Here is a 25,933-nt window from a genome sequence, read left to right as displayed (position 1 = left end):
AATAGTCGCGGCCGGACCCGAGCTCACCATTGCCCACTGTACTACCCCTCTCTATGGTGTACTAGTACGCCCCTTTCAGGGTGCCGTGCCGGGGCTGCGATCGGAAATGATCTTTGGTGGTGCGGAGGTGTTTCTGCTTGCCGGACTTTTCTGCGGATTGTCGATCTTTGCCGGGGCTTCCCGAAAAGGCGGCGCTGGGATCGCTGGCCCGGCGCCGCGACGACGACCTGCTCGGCGCGCTCCGGCGTGCGGCCGAATCCTCGTCGGGCGGCACCGCGACCGTGCTCGGCTGTCTCGTCGGCCCGACCGCTTCGCTGCCGTCGGCCACGCCGGAATCGCGCGCGTGCGCGATCTGGGGACTGGTCGTCGACGAAATCGGCAAGCTGGGCTCGGTGGTGGAACCGCGGGAGCATTTCGTGCTGCTGGCGGCGTTCCGGCTGCCGCCCGTTCCGGACAGCGGCTGGGCGCCGACCCTCGGCGAACGGTTCGGCCAGCTGGCCGACGTGCGCGGTCTTTTCGGGGGCCGGAAACCGCTGTCGAACACGCCGATGAACAAAGCCTGGGCCGGCGCGCTCGAAATGCTCGCCGCCGCCGTCGCGGGCCGGCTCGGCCACCTCGAGGGCGAAGACTGGCTGCCCTACGTGGAGATCGGACGTTCGGCCATGGCGGGAACCCTGCCCGGCGGCGGGGTCCCGGAGGGGTTCCGCACTCCTTCCGAAGGCGCGCAGCCGGTGTTCGTGGCGCGGATGCTCGTCACCGTCGTCATGCACCGGCGGACGGCGTTGCGCCGCATCACCGAGCGGGACGTGGTCGCTCGCCAAGACGGTCTCGACGGCTACGACGTCCAAGCGGGGACGGGGTGGAGCGGGAACCTCACCGAGCTGCCCGTGGTGGCCCTGTGGAACTGCCGCCTGGTCGCGGTGCCCGGCGAAGACCCGGGCGACCCCGTGACGGCCAGGCTGCGCTTCCGGCGGAAACTGCGGCTGGACGAGCCCTACGCGTTCGTTTCCGAGGCGCTGGACCGGAAACTCGACGAGGAGCGGAGGTGGATCAGCGTCAAGGTCGATCACCACGGCGTGGCGCCGGGCGGGCTGACGATCCGGGTCAAGTTCGACGAAGCCTGCTTGCCGGAAGCCTGCTGGTGGTACGCGGAGCAGCTCGAGGTGGAGCGGCTGCGGCGGCCGGCGCCGGGTGATCCACGCCTGCTCGACGTCGGCGACGGGTTCGTGCAGCACACCTTCGAAGGGGCTTGCCAGCCGCGGGAGGAGTACGGCATCGCGTTCAGGTGGCCGGAGCGGTGAAAACGAAGCCACATCACGCCAACGTGGCTTCATTCCCTTCCCCGGAGAGCGCTGACCTCAGTTGCCGGTGTTGCCGCCGCCTTCGCCGCCGCCACCGGCGTGGTCGTGGTGCACCACGCGCTCTCTCCCTCTGTGTACTTGTTCGGACCAGCGGACTACTGTCCGCGAGAAGAGATTACCGTGGGTGAGCTCAGGCCCGCTTGGCGGCCAGCCGATCCGCTCGCGGCCACCGGACGTCCGTCGCCCAGCCCAGTTGCTCGAACGTCCGGATCACCCGCGCCGAGATGTCGACCTGCCCGCGCAGCACCCCGTGCCGCGCGCACGTCGGGTCCGCGTGGTGCGAGTTGTGCCAGGACTCGCCCATCGAAAGCACCGCCAGCGGCCAGAAGTTGGCGGCGCGGTCGCGGCTGGCGAACGGGCGCTCGCCGATCAGGTGGCACACCGAGTTCACCGACCAGCTCACGTGGTGCAGGAACGCGATCCGCACCAGGCCGGCCCAGAAGAACGCCGTCACCATTCCCCACCACGACCACGAAAGCAGCCCGCCCAGCACGGCCGGGAGGGCCAGGCTCAGCGTGATCCACAGCCAGAAGTGGCGGCTGACCCACCGCAGGTCGCCGTCCGCCACCAGGTCCGGGGCGAAGCGGTCCGCGTTGGTCACCTCGCGGCCGAACATCCAGCCCATGTGCGCGTGCCAGAAGCCACGCAGGAGCGCCGACGGCGTGGTGCCGAAGAGCCAGGGGGAGTGCGGGTCGCCCTCGCGGTCGGCGAACGCGTGGTGGCGGCGGTGGCTGGCCACCCAGAAGATCACCGAACCCTGGACCGCCATGCTGCCCGCGATGGCCAGCACCACCCGCAGCGGGCGCGAGGCCTTGAACGCGCCGTGGGTGAAGTAGCGGTGGTAGCCGACCGTCACCCCCAGCGTCGCGAAGACGTAGAACGCCGCCGCGAGGACCAGGTCGAGCCAGGTCATGCCCCAGCCCCAGACCAGCGGGACGGCGATGAGCAGCGCCGCGAAGGGCACCAGCAGGAACGTCTTGAGCACGATCATCTCGCCCGTGCCGCGGCGGTGGGAGATCAGCGGCTTGGGGGCGGCGCGCGAGGTCATGGCGCGAACAGTATCCGACGCGCGAAACGGGCACGCCGACGTGGAGTTAAGGTGGCGTTGCGGTCAGGCGGCGGCGAGTTCGCGGGACGCGGGTGCCAGCGAGATCGCCGGGCCGCGGTCGCGGCTGCCGGTCCACAGGGACGCCGTCGCGATGATGACCGCCATCGCGCCGAGGACGTGGAACGACACCATCGCCTCCGGCACGCCCAGCGCGTACTGCAGCGAACCGAGCCCGCCCTGGGCGACCGCGACCACCCACACCACGGTGTAGCGCTGCCACAGGCTCTTCGGCGCGCCGGCACGCAGCAGCTGCAGGCCGAACACGGCCAGCAGCAGCAGGTAGAGCACCAGGAGCCCGCCGTGGACCTGGGCGAGCGTCTCCACCGAGACGGCCAGGCGGTGCGTGTTGATGTCGCCGCTGTGCGGGCCGGCGCCGGTGACCGTTGTGCCGGCCGCGAGCACCAGCCACATCACGACGGCCAGCGCGACCAGGACCGAGCGGCCGGGCACCAGTGACCGCGCGGGCTCGTCGCCTTCGCGGAACGCGCGCAGCAGCAGGACGGCGAGCCAGACGAGGGGAGTGGTGGCGAGGAAGTGGATCGCGACCGTCCACCACTCCAGCTTCGCGAGCACGGTGAGCCCGCCGACGACGGCCTGCAGCACCACGCCGCCGGGCATCGTCCAGGCCAGCTTCACCAGGCGCTTGCGGCCCGGGTGGTCGATCTGCACGCGCCACGCCGTGACGACGGCGACCGCGGCGACCAGGATGACGACGCCGGTGAGCAGCCGGTTGCCGAACTCGATCCACTGGTTGAGCGCGTCGATGCCGGAGTCGTGCTTCGGCACGAGGCTGCCGGCGACGCACTGCGGCCAGGTCGGGCAGCCGAGCCCGGAGCCGGTGACGCGCACGATGGAGCCGGTGACGCCGATCAGCGCCTGCGCGAGGACCGCGGCGATCCCGACGGCCCGCTGCACGGCGGCGGACGGAAACGGCAGACGGGCGACGAGGCTGGTGAACGGCACCCATCGATGGTAGAGCGCGCGGAAACGCGGCTTCCGGCCGGTCCCGGCGCCCAGAACGGCGGTGTGGCCACAAGGGACCTAGGTCACGCCCGCACGGGGACCAGGGTCGTGAGTGTTTAGGAGGGTTCTAACCCTCCTAAACACTCACGACAACCTGCGCCGTACTCAGGTGAGTTTCGTGGTCCGCGAAGCCAGCGCGCCCGCCAGTACCGCCCAGACGGCCAGCACCAGCATCGGCCCCGGCGCGAACGCCCCGTCGACCAGCGCGGCACGCAGGCCCTCGGCCAAAGCCCCCGACGGCAGCAGCTCGACGACGAAAGCCAGCCCGGACGGCAACGACGACGGCGCCAGCAGGATCCCGCCCGCCAGCAGCAGCACGAACCAGACGATGTTCGCCAGCGCCAGCACGGCTTCCGCCCGCAAGGCGCCACCCAGGAGAACGCCCAGTGCCCCGAAAGCGAGAGTTCCCAGCACCAGCAGCAGCACCGCCGAGAACAGGCCGGACAGCGACGGCGACCAGCCCAGGAACGCCGCCACCACGCCGATGATCACCGCCTGCAGGACGACCACCACCAGCGCCGCCACCACCCGGCCGGCCACCAGCAGCCACCGCGGCAACGCCGTCGCCGACAGGCGCTTCAGCACCCCGTAACGCCGGTCGAAGCCCAGGGCGATCGCCTGGCCGGTGAACGCCGACGACATCACCGCCAGCGCCAGGATCCGGGGCGTGATCCAGTCCACTTTGGACGTCGAACCCAGCGACGAGGCGGGCAGGATGTCCAGCAGCGACAACCCGATCAGCAGCGCCAGCGGGATAAGCAGCGTCAGCAGCACCTGCTCGCCGTGGCGCAGCGTCAGGCTCGCTTCGACCCGCGCGTGCGTGCGCAGCATCCGGCCCAGCGAGCCGCGGCCCGGGGCGGGGGTGAAGGTGCCCGGTTCGAAGGCCGTCATGCCCGCAGCTCCCGTCCGGTCAGCTCCAGGAAGACCTCTTCGAGCGTCCGCTTCCCCACCTGCAGCTCCTCGGGCAGCACGCCCTGCTGCGCGCACCACGCCGTGACCGTCGAGACGACCTGCGGGTCGATCGAGCCGGCCACGACGTACGTGCCCGGGGCCGATTCGCGGACCGCGTAGCCCTCGGGCAGGGCCGCCGTCAGCAACTCCGTGTCGAGCCGGGTGCGGGCCTTGAAGCGCAACCCCGCCGTGCCGGATTCGTCCACCGTCAGGGACTGGGGCGCGCCGGAGACGACGACCTTGCCGTGGTCGGCGATCACCACCGTGTCGGCCAGCGCCTCCGCCTCCTCCATCAGGTGCGTGGTCAGCAGCACCGACACGCCGTCGCGGCGCAGCGCCGCCAGGAGGTCCCACACCAGGCGGCGGGCCTGGGGGTCCATGCCCGCCGTCGGCTCGTCGAGGAACACCAGCTCGGGGCGCCCGACCAGGGCGCACGCCAGTGACAGGCGCTGCTGCTGGCCGCCGGAGAGGCGCTTGAACGGCGTCCGGCGCACCGACGACAGCCCCAGGGTGTCGAGGAGCCAGGCCGGGTCCAGCGGGGAAGCCGCGCACGAGGCGACCAGCCCGAGCATCTCGTCGGCGCGGACGCCGGGGTAGGCGCCGCCGCCCTGGGGCATGATCCCGACGCGGGGGCGCAGCGCGGCCGACTCGCGCACCGGATCGAGCCCCAGCACCCGGACCGAACCCGCGTCAGGCTTCAGGAAGCCTTCGCAGATCTCGACGGTGGTGGTCTTGCCGGCCCCGTTCGGGCCGAGCAGGGCGAGCAGGCTGCCGCGCTCCATCCGCAGGTCGAGACCGTCGACCGCGCGGGTGGAGCCGTAGCTTTTGACCAGCCCGGTGATCTCGACGGCGGGGGCACTCACATCGGGTCACGATACGGCGTCGGCCCGCGCGGGCAGCCGCGGGGACGGCCTGGAGAGCAGCACGGGCGCCAGCCGCCGCACGATCAGCATCCCGCCGCCGCAGACGACGATCGCCGCGACGTAGGCGAACGGCAGCACGTACGGGCGGCCGTCGAAGGTGCTGCCGGTCGGCGGGAGCAGGAACGGCAGGGCCGCGGACAGCACCGTCGCGGCCACCCGGAAGCGGGACGTCCCCGCCGCGGCGGCCAGCGGGATCACCGCCCACAGCACGTACCAGGGCTGCAGGTTGATCTGCAGGATCATCACCGCGCCCAGCGACACGCCGAGCCCGATGATCGGCCGGTAGCGCCACTTGAAGCTGTCCCACAGGAACTTGAAGGTGATGGCGACGGCGACGAGGTAGCCGAGCGCGCCGAGGATCGGCACCAGGCCGTTGGTGTGGTTGCCGAGGCCGAGCGCGATGCCCAGGACGCCGGAGAGGTTGGCCAGCTCGGCGGTGGGGGAGATCCACGACCGGACGAGCCCGGGGGTGTTGAACGTCGCCCCGACCCAGCCGAACCCGAGCCCGGTGCCGAAGCAGACGGCGACCAGCACGAGGCCGAACCACGCCGCCATCGGCGCGCCCGCCAGGAAGAGGTCCTTCAGCCTGCCGTGCCAGCGCCGCGCGACCATCACGGCGAAGAACGGCAGCGCAAAGACCGCGGGCAGCTTCACCGCGACCCCGAGGGTGATGATCGCCACCCCCAGCCCGATGTAGAGCAGTTCGCCGCGCGCCAGCGGCGGGGGCGTGTCGCCCTTCACCCGGATCGGCAGCTTCCGGATGCCCACCTCCAGCCCGGCCAGCATCAGGCCGACGGCGAGCGCGTCGTTGTGGGCGCCGGCGACGAAGTGGAAGATCAGCAGCGGGTTCAGCGCGCCGAGCCACAGCGCGGTCGCGGGCTGGACGCCGAAGCGGCGCGCCAGCCGCGGCAGCGCCCAGACGATGAGGACGACGCCGGCCAGCGCGAGCACGCGCTGCAGGAGCACGCCGACCGCGATGCTGTTGCCGGCCAGTGGCGCCAGCCAGCCGCCGAGGCGCAGCACCAGCGGCCCGTACGGGGCCGGCGTCTCGCGCCACATGTTCGACACGCCCGCGGTGTACGGGTCGGCGACGCCGAGCGCCTGCGCCGGGCCGAGCACGTAGGGGTCCATCCCGCGGTGCACGATCTCGCTCTGCGCGAGGTAGCTGTAGACGTCGCGGGAGAACAGCGGCGGGATCACCAGCAGCGGCAGCACCCACAGTGCGATGGTGCGCGCGAGCTGGCCCTGCGACGCGAGCCGGGCGCGGTCGGGGCGGGCGAACCGGCCGAGCATCAGCCAGCTCAGCACCAGGATGCCCATGCCGGAGATGGCGATGGCCAGCGACACCGTCGGGATCCGGGTGAACAGCCGCAGCACCGGGATCTCCTGCACCGGGTTGATCACGGGGGCGGCGCCGGCGCCGAGCGAGCCGAGCGCGAGGAAGAGCGACCCGATCGTGCCGAACCGGCGCACGACGTTGAGCCCGCGCTGCTCGCAGGCCTCGAGGGGGAGCGGTTCGCGGGGGAGGACGGGCGAAAGCGTCACGGGGTGGGCACTCCCGGTCGCGATCACGGTCGTCTGCTGGTCCTGCTCACCCACTGCCACTGGTGCAGGGTATCGGTCCGCCCCGGAGTGAGTCGGGTCACTGCCGGACACCCCGCCTTTGCCGACCGCGGGGAAATAAGACACACTTGTGTTGTGAAAAAGACGGAGGCGGGTGACCAGGCGGGCGGCGACATGCCCCGCGCCACACACCCGCACGTCCCGTCGCAGGTCAGCGCGGAGGGCAAGACCCGCCAAGAGGTCGCCCGGCTGCTGCTGGAACAGGGTCCCATGACCGCCGTCGTGGTCGCCGAGCAGCTCGGGATCAGCCCGGCGGCCGTCCGGCGGCACCTGGACGCGCTGCTCGCCGACGGTGAGGCCGAGACCCGGGACGCGCCGCGCCGCGGCCCCCGGGGCCGGGGCCGTCCGGCGAAGCTGTTCCTCCTCACCGAGCCCGGCCGCGCCCGCTTCGGCCACGCCTACGACGACCTCGCCGTCTCCGCCATCCGCTTCCTCGCCGAGCACGCCGGGGAAGACGCCGTCCGCGCCTTCGCCGAGCAGCGCGTCGAGAAGCTGGTCGGCCCGCACCGCCCGGCGATCACCGGTTCGAGTGATCCGGCGGCGCGCGCGGAGGCCTTGGCGACCGCCCTGAGCAGGGAGGGCTACGCTGCGTCGACCCGTCAGGTCGCCGCGCCCGCACCTGGTCAGAACGTAGGCGCTCAGCTCTGCCAGCACCACTGTCCGGTCGCCCACGTCGCCGCGGAGTTCCCGCAGCTGTGCGAGGCCGAGACGGAGGCGTTCGCGCGGCTGCTGGGCACCCACGTCCAGCGGCTGGCGACCATTGCCCGCGGTGACTCCGCGTGCACCACCCACGTTCCCGTCACGACGGGGAACAACCCGGCCCATCCCGAGCCGGGGAGAACGGTGTCCCCCGAGGGGCACACAGCACGGATCCCGAATGGAGGGAAACCCGCATGACTGCCGCTGCCGAGCAGCGCACTCCCACCACCGCGCCACTGAGCCAGGAAGAGACCATCGAGTCCCTTGGCAAGTACGCGTTCGGCTGGGCCGACTCCGACGAAGCGGGCGCCAGCGCCCGTCGCGGGCTGAACGAAGATGTCGTCACCGACATCTCCGGGAAGAAGTCCGAGCCGGAGTGGATGCGCGAAGCGCGACTGAAGGCGCTCAAGCTCTTCGAGAAGAAGCCCATGCCCAACTGGGGGGCCGACCTCTCCGGGATCGACTTCGACAACATCAAGTACTTCGTCCGCTCCAGCGAGAAGCAGGCTGCGAGCTGGGAAGACCTGCCCGAGGACATCAAGAACACGTACGACAAGCTGGGCATCCCCGAGGCGGAGAAGCAGCGCCTCGTCGCCGGTGTCGCGGCGCAGTACGAGTCCGAGGTCGTCTACCACTCGATCCGCGAGGACCTCGAGAAGCAGGGCGTCCTCTTCCTCGACACGGACACGGCGCTCAAGGAGCAGCCGGAGCTGTTCGAGGAGTACTTCGGCTCGGTCATCCCGGCCGGCGACAACAAGTTCTCCGCGCTGAACACGGCGGTCTGGTCCGGCGGCTCGTTCATCTACGTGCCGAAGGGCGTGCACGTGGACATCCCGCTGCAGGCCTACTTCCGGATCAACACCGAGAACATGGGCCAGTTCGAGCGGACCCTGATCATCGTCGACGAAGGTGCGTACGTGCACTACGTCGAGGGCTGCACGGCGCCGATCTACCAGTCCGACTCGCTGCACTCGGCGGTCGTGGAGATTATCGTCAAGAAGGGCGCCCGCTGCCGCTACACGACCATCCAGAACTGGTCGAACAACGTCTACAACCTGGTCACCAAGCGCGCCAAGTGCGAAGAGGGCGCGACCATGGAATGGATCGACGGCAACATCGGTTCCAAGGTGACGATGAAGTACCCGTCGGTGTTCCTCATGGGCGAGCACGCCAAGGGCGAGGTCCTGTCGGTCGCGTTCGCGGGCGAGGGCCAGCACCAGGACGCGGGCGCCAAGATGGAGCACCTCGCGCCGCACACGTCCTCGACCATCGTGTCGAAGTCGGTGGCGCGCGGCGGTGGCCGCACCTCGTACCGCGGCCTGGTCCGCGTCGCGAAGCGCGCGCACCACTCGCGCTCCAGCGTCGTCTGCGACGCGCTGCTGGTGGACACCATCTCGCGCTCGGACACCTACCCGTACGTGGACATCCGCAACGACGAGGTGTCCATGGGCCACGAGGCCACGGTGTCGAAGGTCAGCGAAGAGCAGCTGTTCTACCTGATGTCGCGCGGTCTCGACGAGGCCGAGGCGATGGCGATGATCGTGCGCGGGTTCGTCGAGCCCATCGCGCGTGAGCTGCCGATGGAGTACGCGCTCGAGCTGAACCGCCTGATCGAGCTCCAGATGGAAGGGTCCGTCGGCTAGTCATGTCGGTTACCGAGAACAACGTTTCGGAGTCGCTTCGCAAGGGGGCCGTCATTCCGGCGGCCTCCCGCGCGGAGCGCTTCACCTCCTACGACGTCGAGGCCTTCGAGGTCCCGGGCGGCCGTGAGGAGAACTGGCGCTTCACGCCGATGAAGCGGCTGCGCGGCCTGCACGACGGCAGCGCGCCCGCCACCGGCGAGATCACGCTGGAAACCGACGCCGCCCCCGAACTCACCATCGAGACCGTCAGCCGCGACGACTCGCGGCTGGGCCAGGCCGGCGTCCCGAGCGACCGGATCGCCGCCCAGGCGTACTCCTCGTTCACCAAGGCCACCGTCGTGACGGTGCCCAAGGAGACCAAGGCGTCCAAGCCGTCGGTGCTGCGCATCCACGGCCCGGGTGCCGACCAGGTCGCCTACGGGCACCTGCAGGTCCGCGCCGAGGCGTTCGCCGAAGCCGTCATCGTGCTCGACCACGTCGGCTCCGGCACCTACGCCGACAACGTCGAGTTCGTCATCGGCGACGGCGCCAAGGTCACCGTGGTCAGCGTCCAGGACTGGGCCGACGACGCGGTGCACGTCTCCGAGCAGCACCTCAAGCTGGGCCGCGACGCCGCGCTGCGGCACACCGTGATCACCCTGGGCGGTGACCTGGTCCGCGTCTCGCCGACGGCGACCTTCACCGACAAGGGCGGCGACGTCGACATGCTCGGCGTCTACTTCGCCGACGGCGGCCAGCACCAGGAACACCGCCTCTTCGTGGACCACGCGGTCCCCAACTGCAAGTCGCGCGTGGGCTACAAGGGCGCGCTGCAGGGCGAGGGCGCGCACACGGTCTGGATCGGCGACGTGCTGATCCGCGCCGCGGCCGAGGCCACCGACACCTACGAGTTCAACCGCAACCTCGTGCTCACGCCCGGGGCGCGCGCGGACTCCGTGCCGAACCTCGAGATCGAGACCGGCGAGATCGAAGGTGCCGGCCACGCGAGCGCGACGGGAAGGTTCGACGACGAGCAGTTGTTCTACCTCCAGTCGCGCGGGATCGCCGAAGAAGCCGCGCGGCGCCTGGTCGTGCGCGGGTTCTTCCACGAGATCCTGGTCAAGATCGACGTCCCCGAGGTGCGCGAGCGCCTCGAAGCCGCGATCGAAGCCGAACTCGAAGCCGTTGGCGCCTGACCGCTCTCTGACTTAGGAAACGAAGAAATGGCTACCCTGGAAATCAAGGACCTGCACGCCTCGGTCAACACCGACGAAGGCGCCAAGGAGATCCTCAAGGGCGTCAACCTGACCATCAAGTCGGGCGAGACGCACGCGATCATGGGCCCCAACGGCTCCGGCAAGTCCACCCTGTCCTACGCGATCGCCGGGCACCCGAAGTACGAAGTCACCTCGGGCGAGGTCCTGCTCGACGGCGAGAACGTGCTCGAGATGAGCGTCGACGAGCGCGCCCGCGCCGGCCTCTTCCTGGCCATGCAGTACCCGGTCGAGGTCCCCGGCGTCTCCATGTCCAACTTCCTCCGCACCGCGGCCACCGCGGTCCGTGGCGAGGCTCCCAAGCTGCGCCACTGGGTCAAGGAGGTCAAGGAGGAGATGGGCAAGCTCGAGATCTCGCAGGAGTTCGCCGAGCGCTCGGTCAACGAGGGCTTCTCCGGCGGCGAGAAGAAGCGCCACGAGATCCTGCAGCTGGCGCTGCTCAAGCCGAAGTTCGCCATCCTCGACGAGACCGACTCCGGCCTGGACGTCGACGCCCTGCGCGTCGTCTCCGACGGCGTCAACGCGTACAAGGCTTCGAGCGAGGTCGGCGTCATGCTGATCACGCACTACACCCGGATCCTGCGGCACATCACGCCGGACTTCGTGCACGTCTTCGCCGGAGGCAAGATCGTCGAGTCGGGCGGCAAGGAGCTGGCGGACGAGCTCGAGGAAAACGGCTACGTCAAGTACGTGGGCAAGCCCGAGCCCGCCGCTATCTGATTTCGCCTGCACTACACCGAGAAGAGAGGAGTCGGCCCGATGACCACCACCTCGGCCAGCTCTGTGCCACTCGACGTGGCGGCCCTCAGGGCCGACTTCCCCATCCTGTCGCGCACCGTCCGCGACGGGAAACCCTTGGTGTACCTGGACTCCGGGGCGACGTCGCAACGCCCGACCGCGGTGCTCGACGCCGAGCGGCACTACGTCGTGACGTCGAACGCCGCGGTCCACCGCGGCGCGCACCAGCTGTCCGAAGAAGCGACCGACGCCTACGAGTCCGCCCGGGCGAAGATCGCCGAGTTCGCCGGCGCCGACCCCGAGGAGCTGGTGTTCACCAAGAACGCCACCGAGGGCATCAACCTGGTCGCCTACTCGTTCGGCAACGCCGCCACCGCGGGCCCCGAAGCCGCGCGCTTCGTCGTGGGCCCGGGTGACGAGATCGTCATCACCGAGATGGAGCACCACGCGAACCTCGTGCCGTGGCAGCAGCTCTGCCAGCGCACCGGGGCGACGCTGAAGTGGTTCAAGGTGACTCCCGAGGGCAGGCTCGACCTGTCCGATGTGGACGAGCTGATCACCGAGCGCACGAAGGTGGTCGCGTTCGCGCACCAGTCCAACGTGCTCGGCACGGTCAACCCGGTCTCGCTGCTGGTCGAAAAGGCCAAGGCCGTCGGCGCGTTCACGGTGCTCGACGCCTGCCAGTCGGTGCCGCACTTCGCGGTCGACTTCCACGCGCTGGGCGTCGACTTCGCCGTGTTCTCCGGCCACAAGATGCTCGGCCCGTCCGGCATCGGCGTCCTCTACGGGCGCACCGAGCTGCTCGAAGCGATGCCGCCGTTCCTGACCGGCGGCTCGATGATCGAGATGGTCCGCATGGAGGGCTCCACCTTCGCGCCGCCGCCGCAGCGGTTCGAGGCCGGCGTGCCGATGACGTCGCAGGCCATCGGCCTCGGCGCGGCCGTGGACTACCTCTCGGCCATCGGGATGGACCGCATCGCGGCGCACGAGCACGAGCTCGCCGCGGCGGCCCTCGAAGGCGTCGGCGCGATCCCGGGCGTCCGGATCATCGGGCCGACGGACCTGGCGGACCGCGGCGCGACCGTGTCGTTCGTGATCGACGGCGTGCACCCGCACGACGCCGGCCAGGTGCTCGACAGCCTCGGCATCGCCGTCCGCGTCGGCCACCACTGCGCGTGGCCGCTGCACCGCGCGTGCAACGCCCAGGCGACCGTGCGCGCGTCGTTCTACCTCTACAACACGCTGTCCGAAGTGGACGCCCTGGTGGCGGGTGTTCGCGAGGCTCAGAAGTTCTTCGGGGTGGCGCGGTGAACCTGGAAAGCATGTACCAGGAGATCATCCTGGACCACTACAAGAACCCGCACGGCCGCGGCCTGCGTGACCCGTTCGACGCCGAGTCGTTCCAGGTCAACCCGACCTGCGGCGACGAGGTGACGCTGCGGGTCAAGATCGACGACGGGAAGGTCGCCGACGTCTCCTACGACGGCCAGGGCTGCTCGATCAGCCAGGCTTCGACGTCGGTCTTGACGGATCTCGTCGTCGGGCACACGCTTGACGAAGCGTTCACCACCATGGACGCCTTCGTGGAACTGATGCAGGGCAAGGGAAAGATCGAGCCGGACGAGGACGTGCTGGAGGACGGGATCGCCTTCGCGGGCGTTGCCAAGTACCCGGCCCGCGTCAAGTGCGCCCTCCTCGGCTGGATGGCTTTCAAGGACGCCGTCGCCCGGACCACCAACGGAGCTGAGAAAGCATGACCGAAGACACCGCCACCGACGCTCGCGAGGGCCGGACCGCCGCCGACCTCGACGCCGAGACCACCGCGACGCAGGACCTCGACCTCGCCAAGCTCGAGGACGTCGAGGAAGCCATGCGCGACGTCGTCGACCCGGAGCTCGGCATCAACGTGGTCGACCTCGGCCTGGTCTACGACATCCGCGTCGAGCAGGACAACACGGCCACCATCGACATGACGCTGACCTCGGCGGCCTGCCCGCTGACCGACGTCATCGAGGACCAGACGAGCGCCGCGCTGACCAGCGGCGGACTGGTCAAGGACTTCCGGATCAACTGGGTCTGGATGCCGCCGTGGGGCCCGGAGAAGATCACCGAGGACGGCCGCGAGCAGCTGCGCGCCCTCGGCTTCACCGTCTGAGTTCTGGTTCGCCGAGCGGGTCACCCTCCGGGGTGGCCCGCTTTGTGTATAACGCCCTATACCAAACGGCGTAGAGCCCGAGCGCGACGAGGAACCCGCTGCCGGCGCCGGTGACCGCGAGGTAGGTCGCGTTGCCGAAGACGCCCGCGCCGGTCATCGGGTCGTGGTGGGCGAAGAACGGCAGCACCTCGAGCACCACGCCGGCCAGCGCGCCGGCGGCCAGGAACGCGAGCACCGGCGTGCGGTGGCGGGGCCTTTCCGGCGCCGGGCCGGCGGGCGCGGTGCGGTACCAGTTCCGCAGCCACCACGCGAGGATCCCGGCGCCCGCGATCGTGCTGACCAGCTGGATCAGCCGCCCGACGTCGACCCCGGTGACCAGCGGGATCCGCAGGAACGGGAAGCCGTCGCTCTCGTGGGTGAAGGCATCCCATCCGACGTGCGTGGCGGCGCCGAGCACCAGGGAGAGGGCGATCCAGCCCGGCCGCTTCCAGCCGAAGCTCTGCCGGGGGAGCCGTTCGGCCAGGGGTTTCGGCGCGAGGGCGAGCAAGGGCTGTTTCAAGAGAACGTGGAACACGGCCAGGATCGCCAGTGCGAGGAGCGGATCGAGCCAGAGGACCGAGGCGAACTCGTGGGTCTTCGTCAGCCCGATCCCGGGCAGCCGCGGGACGAACCAGAAGACGTCGGGCGCGACCGACCCGGCGACGAGCGCGGAGGTCACCAGCGGCCGTCTCGCCAGTGGTAGCACGGCGGCGGGATGACTCAGCGTGAACGGCACGAAGCTAGTATCCCGGGGTGGTCCTGCGCTCGATCCTCCTGTTCCTCGCCGCGGCGGTCTGCGAAATCGGCGGCGCCTGGCTGGTCTGGCAGGGCGTCCGCGAACACCGCGGCTGGCTCTGGATCGGCAGCGGCCTGCTGGCTTTGGGCGTGTACGGCTTCGTGGCCACCCTCCAGCCGGACGCCCACTTCGGCCGCATCCTCGCGGCGTACGGCGGGGTCTTCGTGGCGGGTTCACTGGCCTGGGGCGTGGTGGCGGACGGTTACCGCCCGGACCGCTACGACGTGATCGGCGCACTGCTGTGCCTGGCGGGGGTCGCGGTGATCATGTACGCGCCCCGGACGGGGTAACGGCGCCGGTCGGGGCCCGATAGGTCACCGTGTACGAACTCGCGTTCCCGCCGGCGCCGCCTGCACCGCCGAAGCGCCGCCGGATCTCACCCGTCTTCGTGGCGTGGCTCGTCGTGACGCTGACCGGTCTCGGTGCGGTGGCCTCCAGCCTGGGCACGGCGGCCCACGATTACCGGTCCTACCGGGTCCCGGGCGCGGCGATGAACCCGACCATCCGGCCGGGGGAATCGGCCCTCGTGTGGGTCCGCCACGGCGAGGCGGTCGACCGTGGGGACCTGGTCGTGTTCGACCGCGGCGCCTTCGCCCACCCGGACTCCGCGGGGCTCGCGGCGCTGCGCGTGGTCGCGGTCGGCGGGGACGTCGTCGCCTGCTGCACCGGCGGGCAGCTCTCGGTCGACGGCAAGGCGATCAGCGAGACCTACCTCAGCCAGGACGCGTACGCGCACGACCCGGAGGCCACCACGCCGTACCTCACGCGCGTGCACGAGGGCCAGGTGTTCGTGCTCGGCGACGAGCGGGGCCGGGCCCGCGATTCGCGTTTCCTCGGCGTCCTCCCGCTTTCCGCGGTCACCGGGTTCGTGGTCGGCACCGGGTCCGTGCTGCACCTGACGCCGCTGGCCCCCACGACCGCCTTCACCGACGCGGGTTTACCGGGCGCGCCGTACGCCGACGGGACCGTGGCCGGGATGCGGTGGTGGTTCCTCGGCGGGGCGGCGCTGGTCGCCGCCGGGCTCATCGGGCTGGTCGTGACCCTCGTCCGGATCGCCGGAAGACGACGAAGAGCAGCCGCAGGCCCACCAGGGCGCTGATCACCAGCAGGGGGGAGGTCCGAGCACGCGAGGGAACTACTTTCGGCCGTGGCCCGCCCGGCTCGTGGACTTCTAACCTGATCGCTCGAACGACGGTGAAGTGTTCTCTGAATCGGACGAAGGAGACACGATGGACGCACGCGTGATCGCCCGGATCGCGGCCCTGGCGCTGGTGGCCCCGCTGGCCCTCGGATTCGCTCCCGAAGCTTCGGCGGCCGCTGTCACGATGCTCTACTACAGCTCGTCGGGCGCGCCGGACTACCTCGCCCAGATCGACCAGGGCGCGGCGAACTGGAACGCCGCCGTCACCGACGTGAAGCTGGTCAAGCGGAACACGAGCGCGACGATCAAGTTCCACGAGATCCACAGCGGCGGCTCGTACACGAACACGAACGGCCACGGCCGCGGCGACATCTACCTCGACACGAGCCAGGTCGCCGAGGGCTACGACCCGACCCGGATCGCCGCGCACGAACTCGGCCACAACCTCGGCCTGCCCGACCACTACACCGGCCCGTGCACCGAGCTGATGTCCGGCCACGGCCCGGGCACGGCGTGCAAGAACGCGAAGCCGGACTCGGCCGAGACGGCGAAGGTCCAATCCCTGTGGGTGAACGGCTTCGCGGCGGCCCGGACCGAAACCCGCGTGTCGGTGCGCTGAGGTCAGCGCAGCAGGGGAAGGGAACCCACGAGCCGGTCGACGCGCTTGCGCGGGCCGTGCACGGCGACGCCGACGCTGTCGAGGTCCGCGGTGCCGGTGGCCGCCAGCCGGCCGGTGTACTCGGCGTAGGTCCGGCAGCTCTGGGCGAGCGCGCTGAAGGAGACGAAGAAGAGTTCGTCGTCCTCGGCCGCGGCCCGCACGAGGGCGGCGACCTTCGCGCGCGTCGCCGTCAGGATCGGCAGCGGAGTGGCGATGATCCCGGGGTGGGCGACGCCGTCGGCGTCCTCGACGTCGGCGCCGACCAGGCCGTCGACGCGGTGGCCCAAGGTCACCGAGAGGACGCCGGCGGCGTTCGCCGCGAGCCCGGTGGGCAGCTCTTCGCTGACCACGATGGCACATTTGGTGATCATGGCGCCACGGTAGCCAGTCCACGGGTCCGACGCGGTGAACTCCGTGCCAGATTCGGTAAGGTGCGGGAAATCCCGAATCCTGCTCGCCGCGGGGGAGAACGAGGCGCCGGTGGACGAACTTGATGCGGCGTTGCTGACCCTGCTTCAGGAAGACGCGAAGCAGACCAATAAGGAGCTCGCCCGCCGCCTGCACATCGCGCAGTCGACCTGCCTCGAACGCGTGCGGGAGCTGACCCGGCGCGGCATCGTGCGCGGCCACCACGTCGACGTCGACCTGAAGAAGATCGGCCGGGGCGTGCAGGCGATGGTGGCCGTCCGGCTGCGCCCGCCGGACCGCGCGGTGATCGAGTCGTTCCGCGCGTTCGTCACCGGCTTGCCCGAGGTGCTGTCGGTATTCGTGATGTCCGGCAGCGACGACTTCCTGCTGCACATCGCGGTCGCCGACAACGACGAGCTGAGCGGCTTCGTCCTCGACCGGCTGACCCAGCGCAAGGAGATCGTCGACGTCCGGACGTCGGTCATCTTCGACCACTTCCGCCGCACCGTCGTGACGCCGTCGTCGTGACCGGGGCCGGCCTGACCGAGCGCGAACCGGAAGCTGCTGTGATTCCGGCAGGATGAAGGGATGACCGCCGACTACGACGACTTCGCCGAGGCCTACGCGGCCGAGAACGACGGCAGCCTCATGAACGCCCACTACGAACGGCCCGCCGCCCTCGCGCTCGCCGGGGACGTCGCCGGGCGGCGGATTCTCGATGCCGGCTGTGGGTCGGGGCCGCTCTTCGCCGCCCTGCGGGACAACGGCGCCGTCGTGTCCGGGTTCGACCAGAGTGCCGGGATGGTCGAGCAGGCGCGGCGGCGGCTCGGCGAAGACGCCGATCTGCGGGTCGCCGATCTCGCCGAGCCGCTGCCCTTTCCCGACCACGGCTTCGACGACGTCGTCGCGTCCCTCGTGCTCCACTACCTGCGCGACTGGGGGCCGACGCTGCACGAGCTGCACCGGGTGCTCAAGCCCGGTGGCCGCCTGATCGCGTCGGTCAACCACCCGATGATGGTCAACCTCACGCACCGCCACGAAGGGCCGCGGCCGGACTACTTCGCCGCCTACACCTGGACCGACGAATTCCCGATGCGGGGCCGCCTCGCGCGGATGACCTTCTGGAACAAGCCGCTGCACGCGATGACCGACGCCTTCACCGCCGCCGGGTTCCGGATCTCCGCCCTCCACGAACCCCGGCCCACGGCGGCGGCTCGGGAGCTGTTCCCGGACGACTTCGCGATCCTCGACACCTTCCCGAGCTTCCTCTTCTTCGTGCTCGAAGCCGGTTAGGCGAGGTCGTCCAGCAGGGTCTGGATCGCCGCCGCCATGGTGGCCGGGTCGCCGTCGGCCGGGTGCAGCACCAGGTCGGGCGACGCCGGGCGCTCGTAGGGTGCGTCGATGCCGGTGAACCCCTTGATCTCGCCGGCGCGCGCCTTCGCGTACATCCCCTTCGGGTCACGTGCCTCGCAGACCTCCAGGGGCGTGTCCACGAACACCTCCACGAACGGCAGGTCTCCGGAAATCGCCCGCGCCGAAGCCCGGTCCGTGGCGTACGGGCTGATCAGGGACGCGATCGCCACCACGCCCGCGTCCGCGAACAGCCGTGCCACCTCGGCCACCCGCCGCACGTTCTCCGCGCGGTCCTCGGGGCTGAACCCCAGCCCGGCGTTCAGCCCGTGCCGCAGGTTGTCGCCGTCGAGGAGGTACGCCGGGCGGCCCGCCGCGACGAGACGGCGTTCCAGCTCCACCGCCACCGACGACTTGCCCGACGCCGACAGGCCGGTGAGCCACACCGTCGCGCCGCGGGTCGGGCGGTCCTCGCGGCGGACCGCCGCGGTGTGCCAGACGACCGGCGACGCGACCGAGCCGGTGATCATGCCCGCCGCGACCGTGTCGCCGGTGTGCTCGTCCACCAGCAGGAAGCCGCCCGTGGCGCGGTTGCGGCGGTAGGGGTCGAACAGCAGCGGCGCCCGCGTGCGCAGCCGGATGCGGCCGATGTCGTTCAGGGCCAGCGAATCCGCGGCTTCCCGGTGCAGCGTCGTCACGTCGAGGCGGTATTCGAGGCGCTCGACCGTGCCCTTCGTTTCGGTGGTCGTGTGCCGGACCGCGTACGAAGCACCCGGGGTCAGCGAAGCCCGCGACGAAAACCAGCACACCAGCGCGTCGACCTCGCGGGCCGATTCCGCGCGGTTGCCCGGGCGGCAGAGCATCGCGCCCCGCCCCAGGTCCAGGTCGTCGGCCAGCTCGACCGTCACCGCCTGCCCGGTGAACGCTTCCGCGAGCGGCGTCCCGCCGGGGCCCCACACCGCCCGGACGCGGGAGGTGATCCCCGACGGCAGCGCCACGACCTCGTCGCCCGGCTTGAACACCCCGCCCGCGATCGTGCCCGCGTAGCCGCGGAAGTCCGGCCGTCGGAGCACGTACTGCACCGGGAACCGGGCGTCGATCAGGTTGCGGTCGGACGCGACGTGCACCTCTTCCAGCTGGTGCAGCAGGGAAGTCCCTTCGTACCACGGCATGCTCGCGCTGCGGTGGACGACGTTGTCGCCGTGCAGTGCCGAAAGCGGGACGAACGTCAGGTCGGCGACGTCGAGCTTCATCGCGAACCGCCGGAAGTCCTCGCGGATCTCGTCGAACCGTTCCCGCGACCAGCCGACGAGGTCCATCTTGTTCACGCACACCACGAGGTGCCCGATCCCGAGCAGCGACGCGAGGAACGCGTGCCGCCGGGACTGCTCCAGCACGCCCTTGCGCGCGTCCACCAGGATCAGCGCCAGGTCGGCCGTCGACGCGCCGGTCACCATGTTCCGCGTGTACTGCAGGTGGCCCGGGGTGTCGGCGATGATGAACTTCCGCTGGGGCGTGGCGAAGTAGCGGTGCGCGACGTCGATCGTGATGCCCTGCTCGCGTTCGGCCCGCAGGCCGTCGGTGAGCAGCGCGAGGTCCGGGTAGTCCTCGCCGCGTTCGCGGCTGGCGCGTTCGACGGCGGCGAGCTGATCGGTGAAGATCGCCTTCGAGTCGAACAGCAGCCTGCCGATCAAAGTGGACTTCCCGTCGTCCACGCTGCCCGCCGTGGCGATCCTCAGCAGCTGCATCAGAAGTAGCCCTCCCGCTTGCGATCTTCCATGCCCGCTTCGGAAATCCGGTCGTCGGCACGCGTCGCGCCGCGTTCGGTGACGCGGGTGGCGGCGACCTCGGCGACCACTTCGGACGGTGTCGCCGCCGAGGACTCGACGCAGCCGGTGCACGTCGCGTCGCCGACCGTCCGGAAGCGCACGGTCGCCTCGTACGGCGTCTCGCCGTCCACAAGGGACAGGAAGCGGGTCGCCGCCAGCAGCATGCCGTCGCGCTGGACCACGGAACGCCGGTGTGCGTAGTACAACGGGGGCAAGGCGATCCGCTCGTCGCGGATGTACTGCCAGATGTCGAGCTCGGTCCAGTTCGACAGCGGGAAGACGCGGATGTGCTCGCCGCGCCGGTGCCGTCCGTTGTAGAGGTTCCACAGCTCCGGTCGCTGGGCCCGCGGGTCCCACTGGCCGTGTTCGTCGCGGAAGCTGAACACGCGCTCCTTCGCGCGGGCCTTCTCTTCGTCGCGGCGTGCCCCGCCGAACACGGCGTCGAACCCGCCCTCGCGGATCGCGCGCAGGAGCGTGACGGTCTGCAGCCGGTTGCGGCTGGCGCGCGGACCGGTCTCCTCGACGACGCGGCCGGCGTCGAGGTCGTCCTGCACGCTCGCGACCTCGAGCCGCAAACCGAGGGCGGCGACGGTTTCGTCGCGGAAGCGCAGCACCTCGTCGAAGTTGTGGCCGGTGTCGACGTGCAGCATGGGGAAGGGCAGCGGCGCCGGCCAGAAGGCCTTGGCGGCGGCGTGCAGCATCACCACCGAGTCCTTGCCGCCGGAGAAGAGCAGGACCGGCCGCTCGAACGTCGCCGCGACCTCGCGGAAGACGTGCACGGCCTCCGCTTCGAGCGCGGCCAGGTGCGAGAGCTCGTACGAGGTCACGGACACCGGAAAAAAGTAGAACATGTTCTTGTCATCGGTCAAGCGGTGCGGGACCCTAGGACGATGGACCTGGTCGTACTCGAAGAGATCCGCCGGCTGAAGTACCGCTACCTCCGCGCGGTCGACCTGAAGCAGTGGGACGAGGTGGCCGACACCTTCACCGCCGACGCCACGGCCGACTACGGGACGCGCGCGACCGGTGAGGAGGGCAAGCACTTCGAAGGCCGTGACGCGATCGTCGCGTTCCTCACCGAGAGCCTCGGCAACGGCATCATCACCGTCCACCACGCAGGTCAGCCCGAGATCGAGGTCGACGGCGACACCGCGACCGGGCGCTGGGCGTTCACCGACAAGGTCATCGTTCCCGAGCACAAGGTGATCATCGAGGGCGCCGCGTTCTACGAGGACACCTACCGCCGCGAAGCCGACGGCGCCTGGCGGACGACGCACATCGGCTACGTCCGGACCTACGAGTCGATGCAGTCGTGGGCGAAGGACCCGGGCTTCCGGCTGCTCGCGAACCGCTGGGCCGTGCCGGCATGATCGAGAACGAGTTCTCGTTGACCCGGCCGTTCGCCGACGCCATCGCCGAGGCCGAAAAGCTGATCGCCGGAGCGCCGCACGTGAAGACCGAGCAGGACCTGCTCGAGGGCTACGACTACCTCGCCGGCAGCATCCGCGCGTCGCTGCAGATGGCCTGGGCCTACCAGCGCGACTTCCCGTACTTCACCGCGTCCACCGGGCCCTACACGAAGATGGGCCTCGACAACCCGGACACCCTGTACTTCAACGCGAACATCCGGGACGACCGCGAGTACGTCGTCACCGGCGTCCGCGGGACCACCGCCGACCTGAGCTTCCAGGTCCTCAACGGCGACTACTCGCCGGTCGTGGTGCCCGACAGCCTGACCGCGTTCGACGACCGCGCCCTCGAAATCGGCGAAGGCGGCCGGTTCGAACTGCGTTTCGGCCCGGCGCGCGAGAACGCGGGGCCGAACTACTTCACCCTCGGCGCAGGGTCGTCGATGCTCGTGGTCCGCGAGGTCCACAGTGACTGGGCGACCGAAAAGCGCGGCGAGATCCGGATCCGGTGCGCCGACACCGCGGGGCAGGCGCCGCCGGTGCCGGACCGGACGGCGCTGGCCAAGCGCTACGGCGTCACCGGCAAGATGCTGCTGAGCCGGATCAAGACGTTCCTGGCCTTCCCGAAGTGGTTCTACTACGACCTGCCGGTCAACACGATGACCGAGCCGCGGTCGACCCCCGGCGGGCTCACCACGCAGTTCTCCTCCGCCGGCCACTACGAGCTCGGCGACGAAGAAGCCATGATCGTCACCGTGCCGCGCTGCGCGGACGCGCCGTACCAGGGCATCCAGCTGGGGAGCCTGTGGTACGTCTCGCTCGACTACATCAACCACCAGACGAGCCTCACCGCCGACCAGGCGCGCGTCGACCCGGACGGCAAGATCCGGTTCGTGATCAGCGAGCGCGACCCGGGTGTGGCGAACTGGCTGGAGCGCACCGGCCACGACCGGGGGTACGTCCAGATCCGCTGGCAGCGGCTCAACCGGGACCTGGGGCCGGACGACGGCCCCGTCGTCGAGGTGGTCAAGGTGGACGAGCTGCCGGACCGGCTGCCCCACCACGAAGAAGCACGCGTGACGCCGGCCGAGTGGTCGGCGCGGATCGCGGCCCGGCAGGACGCCGTCGCCGCCCGGATGCTGGGGTGAGCGTGGCGGATCTGCTGCAGGGCAAGGTGGTCGTCGTCTCCGGCATCGGACCGGGGCTCGGCCGGTCGATCGCCGTCCGGAGCGCCGAGGCGGGCGCCGACGTCGTGCTCGCCGCGCGCACCGAGTCGCGGCTGACCGAGGTCGCCAAGGAGGTCACCGACCTCGGCCGTCGCGCCGTCGCGGTTCGGACCGACATCGACGACGAGGACTCCGCCGCGAACCTCGTGAACGAGGCCGTCGAGGCGTTCGGCCGCGTGGACGCGTTGGTGCACAACGCCTTCGCCGTCCCGCCGCTGACCGATCTGGCCACTGTGGACCTCGACGCCGTCCGCAAAGGATTCGAAACCGCGGGGATCTCCGTGCTCCGGCTGACCCGGCTGTTCCTGCCCGCGCTCAAGGAGAGCAAGGGCTCGCTGGTGATGATCAATTCGGCCGTGCTGCGACATTCCCGGCGCACGTTCGGCGCGTACAAGATGGCGAAGTCGGCGCTGCTCTCGCTTTCGCAGAGCCTCGCGAGCGAACTCGGCCCGGACGGCATCCGGGTCAACACCGTCGCACCCGGGTACATCTGGGCGCCGAACCTGAAGTGGTACTTCAACTACCTCGCCAAGGAACGCGGCATCACGCCCGAAGAGGTGTACGCCGAAACCGCGTCCACAATAGACCTTCGCAAGCTGCCCGAGCCCGACGAGATCGCCGACGCCGTGGTGTTCCTCGCCTCGCCGATGGCGCGCGCGATCACCGGGCAGTGCCTCGACGTCAACGGCGGCGAGTACCACCACTAGGAGGTTCGATGCTCCCCGGCCGCGATGACGTCGGCACCGTCGAGGACCTGCACGCTTCGGCGTCGAAGCTCACCGGGCTCGACGACTTCGGCTCCGGCGAGTACGTCGAGGGCCTGCGCGTGCTGCTGGAGTCGTACGAGGCCGACGAAGACCTCACGCCGTTCGGCAACAAGGTGCACCGGGCGATGCTGCGCGGTGCCCTCGTGGCCCGGCTGCTGAGCGAGGCGTCGTGGAAGCAGCACCCGGCGCACGCCGGGGTCCGCGTCGACCGGCCGATCTTCGTGACCGGCCTGCCCCGCACCGGGACGACCGCGCTGCACCGGCTGCTCGTCGAGGATCCCGCGCACCAGGGTCTCGAGGTGTGGCTCGCCGAGGTGCCGCAGCCGCGGCCGCCGCGGGAGACGTGGGCGGGCAACCCGATCTTCCAGGGGATCCAGGCCGGGTTCGAGCGCCACCACGTCGAGCACCCGGAGTTCATGGGCGTGCACCACATGTCCGCCGACCAGGTGGAGGAGTGCTGGCAGCTGCTGCGCCAGTCGATGCGCTCGGTTTCGTTCGAGTGCCTCGCGCACCTGCCGCGCTATTCGCGCTGGCTGGCCAAGCAGGACTGGACGGACGCCTACGCCCGGCACCGGCGCAACCTGCAGCTCATCGGGCTGCCGGACGCGGGCAAGCGCTGGGTGCTCAAGAACCCGAGCCACCTCTTCGCCCTGGACGCGCTGATGGCGAACTACCCGGACGCGCTGGTGATCCAGACGCACCGGGCGCCGCGCACGATCATGGGCTCGATGTGCAGCCTCGCCGAGAAGGCCGCCGACGGCTGGTCCACCCGGTTCCGCGGCGAGGTGATCGGCCGCGGGCAGCTCGACCTGTGGGCCCGCGGTGCCGACGAGTTCCTGCACGCGCGCGGCCGGTACGACCCGGCGCAGTTCTGCGACGTGGCCTACGAAGACTTCGTCGCCGACCCGGTCGGCACGGTGTCCACTGTGTACGACCACTTCGGACTGGCGCTGACGGACGAGGCCCGCGCGGCAATGACCGCCGTGCACGAGAAGAGCCGCACCGGGGAACGGAAACCGGTGCACCGCTACAGCTTGGCGGACTTCGGCCTGACGGCCGAGGAGGTCGACGAGCGGTTCGCGGGGTACCAGGCGGCTTACGGCTGATCGTTCTCGCGCGGCCGGACGTGGACGCGCTCGCCCTGCAGGCCGAACAGGATGAGCAGCTCGACCGCGCGGCCGTCGGCCGAACCGAGCCAGTGCGGCGCGGTCGTGTCGAACTCCGCTGCCTCGCCCGGCGGCAGCACCAGGTCGCGGTCGCCGACGACCAGCCGCAGCGTCCCGTTGAGGACGTAGAGCCATTCGTGGCCGCTGTGCGTCTGCGGCGCCGGTTCGGCGGGCTCGCCCGCGGGGATGAGCATCTTGTACGCGTGCACGCCGCCCGGGCGGCGGGTGAGCGGCACGAACGTCATGCCGTACCGGTGCACCGGGTGCAGGTGGACGCGCGGGTCGCCGGTGCGCGGGGCGCCGACGAGGTCGTCGAGCGGGACGTCGTAGGCGCGCGACAGCGGGAGCAGCAGCTCCAGGTTCGGCCGCCGCAGCCCGCTTTCCAGCCGGGACAACGTGCTTTCCGAGATCCCGGTCTCGGCCGAGACGCCGGCCAGGGTGCTGCCGCGCTGCCGCCGCAGCGCGCGCAACCGCGGCCCGACCGCGTCCAGGACGGTGTCGATCTCCTCGCTCATGCCCCCAGTCTTGCCGGTCCGGCAAGTTTTCGTGCGGCCCGCCGGGCCCGCGGGGCACGGTGATCGCCGTACCCCGGCACGAAGGAGAGACATGGACGCCGTCCGCTTCTGGGACGACCACTACCGCGAGCCCCGCCCGACCCGGGTGAACCCGGTGCTCGCGGAAATCGCCGCCGGCCTGCCGCCCGGCACCGCACTGGACCTGGGCTGCGGCGCGGGCGGCGACGCGCTCTGGCTCGCTGGGCGCGGCTGGCGGGTCACCGCCGCCGACATCTCGGCCACCGCCGTGGCCCACCTCGCTCGCGAGGCGCGCGGCCTGCCGGTGTCCGCGGTCCGCGCCGACCTGGCCGAGGAGTTCCCCGATGGCGAGTTCGACCTGGTGTCCGCCCAGTACTTCCACACGCCGTTCGAGCTGCCGCGGGCGAAGGTTTTGCGCACGGCGGCCCACGCGCTGCGCCCCGGCGGGCGCCTGGTCGTCGTCGATCACGGCTCGGCGGCGCCGTGGTCGTGGAATACCGAGGGTGATTTCCCGACGCCGGACGAGGTCTTCGCCGAGCTGGACCTGGACGCCGGGTGGCGGGCCGAGCGCGCCGACGCGCCCCAGCGGGTGGCGACCGGGCCGGGCGGGCAGACCGCGACGGTGACCGACCACGTGCTGGTCGTCCGGCGGGCCGCCTGATGGCGCGCGACGCGGGGCCGCCGAAGACCGGGCCGGGGGAGCGCGAGGTGCTGCTGGGCTTCCTCGACTACCTGCGCGCGTCGGTGCTCGCGAAGGTCGAGGGGGTCGGCGAGCCCGCCGTGCGGACGCCGGGAGTCGCGTCCGGGACGAACCTGCTCGGGCTGGTGAAGCACCTGACGCACGTCGAGCGCCACTGGGTGCTGGGGGAGCGGACCACCCGGTGGAAGGCGACTTTCCACGCGAAGCCGGACGAGAGCGTCGAGGACATCGTGGGCGCGTACCGGGAAACGACGGCCCGCGTGAACGCGGTGGTGGCCGGGGCCGACGTGGCGGAGCTGCGGTGGACGCTGACCCACCTGATCGAGGAGACCGGCCGGCACGCCGGCCACCTGGACATCCTGCGCGAGCTGATCGACGGCTCGACCGGCCGCTGACCCACGAAGGTCCGCCGGCGGGTCGTGAGTGTTTAGGAG

The 25,933-nt window shown here is 70.8% G+C and carries 29 protein-coding genes; 19 read left to right on the top strand and 10 right to left on the bottom strand.

Translation table 11 applies throughout. From position 1 onward, the window contains the following. The first annotated feature begins 167 nt into the window (after nt 1-167). The gene (locus tag SD460_RS35870) at nt 168-1,301 is read left to right on the top strand and encodes a hypothetical protein (RefSeq protein ID WP_290052817.1); all 1,134 of its coding nucleotides are present in this window, start codon (nt 168-170) and stop codon (nt 1,299-1,301) included. Between the two features lie 190 nt (nt 1,302-1,491). On the opposite strand, the gene SD460_RS35865 is transcribed toward SD460_RS35870, so the two are convergent. The 5 genes from SD460_RS35865 to mptB all read right to left on the bottom strand — a co-directional run bounded on the left by SD460_RS35865 (nt 1,492) and on the right by mptB (nt 6,965). Continuing rightward, nucleotides 1,492-2,409, bottom strand: coding sequence for an acyl-CoA desaturase (locus tag SD460_RS35865; protein WP_290052816.1), 918 nt, complete (start codon nt 2,407-2,409; stop codon nt 1,492-1,494). 63 nt (nt 2,410-2,472) lie between these two features. Beyond that, complete coding sequence (locus SD460_RS35860) at nt 2,473-3,432, bottom strand: COX15/CtaA family protein (protein ID WP_290052814.1); 960 nt, start codon at nt 3,430-3,432, stop codon at nt 2,473-2,475. Nucleotides 3,433-3,597: 165 nt separating this feature from the next. Continuing rightward, nucleotides 3,598-4,383, bottom strand: a complete 786-nt coding sequence (locus SD460_RS35855) for an ABC transporter permease (protein ID WP_290052812.1) — start codon at nt 4,381-4,383, stop codon at nt 3,598-3,600. Then, nucleotides 4,380-5,306, bottom strand: coding sequence for an ABC transporter ATP-binding protein (locus tag SD460_RS35850; protein ID WP_290052810.1), 927 nt, complete (start codon nt 5,304-5,306; stop codon nt 4,380-4,382). The genes SD460_RS35855 and SD460_RS35850 overlap by 4 nt, the downstream gene beginning before the upstream one ends. 6 nt (nt 5,307-5,312) lie before the next feature. Continuing rightward, entirely contained in the window at nt 5,313-6,965 is a 1,653-nt protein-coding gene (mptB, locus tag SD460_RS35845; RefSeq protein WP_438860569.1) for a polyprenol phosphomannose-dependent alpha 1,6 mannosyltransferase MptB, read from the bottom strand. Nucleotides 6,966-7,103: 138 nt separating this feature from the next. Here mptB and SD460_RS35840 point away from each other — a divergent pair, with 138 nt between their 5' ends. Genes SD460_RS35840 through SD460_RS35810 form a run of 7 tightly spaced genes read left to right on the top strand, consistent with a single transcriptional unit; the run spans nt 7,104 to nt 13,477 of the window. Beyond that, on the top strand, nt 7,104-7,886 hold the full coding sequence (locus SD460_RS35840) for a helix-turn-helix transcriptional regulator (RefSeq protein ID WP_290052886.1): 783 nt from the start codon (nt 7,104-7,106) through the stop codon (nt 7,884-7,886). Next, complete coding sequence (gene sufB, locus SD460_RS35835; RefSeq protein ID WP_290052808.1) at nt 7,883-9,331, top strand: Fe-S cluster assembly protein SufB; 1,449 nt, start codon at nt 7,883-7,885, stop codon at nt 9,329-9,331. The genes SD460_RS35840 and sufB overlap by 4 nt, the downstream gene beginning before the upstream one ends. Nucleotides 9,332-9,333: 2 nt before the next feature. Beyond that, nucleotides 9,334-10,506, top strand: a complete 1,173-nt coding sequence (gene sufD / locus SD460_RS35830; RefSeq protein ID WP_290052806.1) for a Fe-S cluster assembly protein SufD — start codon at nt 9,334-9,336, stop codon at nt 10,504-10,506. Between the two features lie 27 nt (nt 10,507-10,533). After that, nucleotides 10,534-11,304, top strand: a complete 771-nt coding sequence (sufC, locus tag SD460_RS35825; RefSeq protein WP_290052805.1) for a Fe-S cluster assembly ATPase SufC — start codon at nt 10,534-10,536, stop codon at nt 11,302-11,304. A 39-nt stretch (nt 11,305-11,343) separates the two neighbouring features. After that, on the top strand, nt 11,344-12,633 hold the full coding sequence (locus tag SD460_RS35820; protein ID WP_290052803.1) for a cysteine desulfurase: 1,290 nt from the start codon (nt 11,344-11,346) through the stop codon (nt 12,631-12,633). Continuing rightward, complete coding sequence (gene sufU / locus SD460_RS35815) at nt 12,630-13,079, top strand: Fe-S cluster assembly sulfur transfer protein SufU (protein WP_290052801.1); 450 nt, start codon at nt 12,630-12,632, stop codon at nt 13,077-13,079. The genes SD460_RS35820 and sufU overlap by 4 nt, the downstream gene beginning before the upstream one ends. Further along, nucleotides 13,076-13,477 carry a metal-sulfur cluster assembly factor gene (locus tag SD460_RS35810; protein WP_285483013.1) on the top strand — a complete coding sequence of 134 codons (402 nt, stop codon included), beginning with the start codon at nt 13,076-13,078 and terminating at the stop codon, nt 13,475-13,477. The genes sufU and SD460_RS35810 overlap by 4 nt, the downstream gene beginning before the upstream one ends. Here SD460_RS35810 and SD460_RS35805 read toward each other — a convergent pair. Next, nucleotides 13,467-14,252 carry a DUF4184 family protein gene (locus SD460_RS35805; RefSeq protein WP_290052796.1) on the bottom strand — a complete coding sequence of 262 codons (786 nt, stop codon included), beginning with the start codon at nt 14,250-14,252 and terminating at the stop codon, nt 13,467-13,469. The genes SD460_RS35810 and SD460_RS35805 overlap by 11 nt on opposite strands. Nucleotides 14,253-14,269: 17 nt before the next feature. Between SD460_RS35805 and SD460_RS35800 the strand changes: the two genes are divergently transcribed. From SD460_RS35800 to SD460_RS35790, 3 genes are all read left to right on the top strand, one after another. After that, the gene (locus SD460_RS35800; RefSeq protein ID WP_290052794.1) at nt 14,270-14,602 is read left to right on the top strand and encodes a YnfA family protein; all 333 of its coding nucleotides are present in this window, start codon (nt 14,270-14,272) and stop codon (nt 14,600-14,602) included. Nucleotides 14,603-14,631: 29 nt separating this feature from the next. Next, nucleotides 14,632-15,411: a signal peptidase I gene (lepB, locus tag SD460_RS35795; protein WP_290052791.1), complete on the top strand. Its 780-nt coding sequence runs from the start codon at nt 14,632-14,634 to the stop codon at nt 15,409-15,411. A gap of 130 nt (nt 15,412-15,541) precedes the next feature. Then, nucleotides 15,542-16,072, top strand: a complete 531-nt coding sequence (locus tag SD460_RS35790) for a snapalysin family zinc-dependent metalloprotease (RefSeq protein WP_290052789.1) — start codon at nt 15,542-15,544, stop codon at nt 16,070-16,072. A gap of 2 nt (nt 16,073-16,074) precedes the next feature. On the opposite strand, the gene SD460_RS35785 is transcribed toward SD460_RS35790, so the two are convergent. Beyond that, nucleotides 16,075-16,482, bottom strand: a complete 408-nt coding sequence (locus SD460_RS35785) for a DUF2000 domain-containing protein (protein ID WP_290052788.1) — start codon at nt 16,480-16,482, stop codon at nt 16,075-16,077. Nucleotides 16,483-16,591: 109 nt separating this feature from the next. On the opposite strand from SD460_RS35785, the gene SD460_RS35780 reads away from it, so the two are divergent. Then, complete coding sequence (locus SD460_RS35780) at nt 16,592-17,047, top strand: Lrp/AsnC family transcriptional regulator (RefSeq protein WP_290052787.1); 456 nt, start codon at nt 16,592-16,594, stop codon at nt 17,045-17,047. Between the two features lie 60 nt (nt 17,048-17,107). Further along, nucleotides 17,108-17,812, top strand: a complete 705-nt coding sequence (locus SD460_RS35775) for a class I SAM-dependent methyltransferase (RefSeq protein WP_290052786.1) — start codon at nt 17,108-17,110, stop codon at nt 17,810-17,812. Here SD460_RS35775 and cysC read toward each other — a convergent pair. Beyond that, complete coding sequence (gene cysC / locus SD460_RS35770) at nt 17,809-19,617, bottom strand: adenylyl-sulfate kinase (RefSeq protein ID WP_290052785.1); 1,809 nt, start codon at nt 19,615-19,617, stop codon at nt 17,809-17,811. The genes SD460_RS35775 and cysC overlap by 4 nt on opposite strands. After that, nucleotides 19,617-20,549, bottom strand: coding sequence for a sulfate adenylyltransferase subunit CysD (cysD, locus tag SD460_RS35765; protein ID WP_318307682.1), 933 nt, complete (start codon nt 20,547-20,549; stop codon nt 19,617-19,619). Before cysD ends, cysC begins: the two co-directional genes overlap by 1 nt. Nucleotides 20,550-20,588: 39 nt before the next feature. Between cysD and SD460_RS35760 the strand changes: the two genes are divergently transcribed. Genes SD460_RS35760 through SD460_RS35745 form a run of 4 tightly spaced genes read left to right on the top strand, consistent with a single transcriptional unit; the run spans nt 20,589 to nt 24,206 of the window. After that, on the top strand, nt 20,589-21,068 hold the full coding sequence (locus SD460_RS35760) for a nuclear transport factor 2 family protein (RefSeq protein WP_290052783.1): 480 nt from the start codon (nt 20,589-20,591) through the stop codon (nt 21,066-21,068). Next, complete coding sequence (locus tag SD460_RS35755) at nt 21,065-22,255, top strand: hypothetical protein (RefSeq protein WP_290052781.1); 1,191 nt, start codon at nt 21,065-21,067, stop codon at nt 22,253-22,255. The genes SD460_RS35760 and SD460_RS35755 overlap by 4 nt, the downstream gene beginning before the upstream one ends. After that, nucleotides 22,252-23,040 carry an SDR family oxidoreductase gene (locus SD460_RS35750; RefSeq protein ID WP_290052778.1) on the top strand — a complete coding sequence of 263 codons (789 nt, stop codon included), beginning with the start codon at nt 22,252-22,254 and terminating at the stop codon, nt 23,038-23,040. Before SD460_RS35755 ends, SD460_RS35750 begins: the two co-directional genes overlap by 4 nt. Before the next feature lie 8 nt (nt 23,041-23,048). Then, the gene (locus SD460_RS35745; protein ID WP_290052776.1) at nt 23,049-24,206 is read left to right on the top strand and encodes a sulfotransferase family protein; all 1,158 of its coding nucleotides are present in this window, start codon (nt 23,049-23,051) and stop codon (nt 24,204-24,206) included. On the opposite strand, the gene SD460_RS35740 is transcribed toward SD460_RS35745, so the two are convergent. Next, nucleotides 24,197-24,781 carry a helix-turn-helix domain-containing protein gene (locus SD460_RS35740; RefSeq protein WP_318307355.1) on the bottom strand — a complete coding sequence of 195 codons (585 nt, stop codon included), beginning with the start codon at nt 24,779-24,781 and terminating at the stop codon, nt 24,197-24,199. The genes SD460_RS35745 and SD460_RS35740 overlap by 10 nt on opposite strands. A 91-nt stretch (nt 24,782-24,872) precedes the next feature. Here SD460_RS35740 and SD460_RS35735 point away from each other — a divergent pair, with 91 nt between their 5' ends. Next, the gene (locus tag SD460_RS35735; RefSeq protein WP_290052773.1) at nt 24,873-25,460 is read left to right on the top strand and encodes a class I SAM-dependent methyltransferase; all 588 of its coding nucleotides are present in this window, start codon (nt 24,873-24,875) and stop codon (nt 25,458-25,460) included. Next, complete coding sequence (locus SD460_RS35730) at nt 25,460-25,894, top strand: DinB family protein (RefSeq protein WP_290052772.1); 435 nt, start codon at nt 25,460-25,462, stop codon at nt 25,892-25,894. Before SD460_RS35735 ends, SD460_RS35730 begins: the two co-directional genes overlap by 1 nt. The last annotated feature ends 39 nt before the right edge of the window (nt 25,895-25,933 follow it).

The sequence above is a fragment of the Amycolatopsis solani genome, from assembly GCF_033441515.1.
GTDB classification, from domain to species: Bacteria; Actinomycetota; Actinomycetes; order Mycobacteriales; family Pseudonocardiaceae; genus Amycolatopsis; species Amycolatopsis solani.
This window is presented reverse-complemented; position numbering and strand designations above follow the sequence as displayed.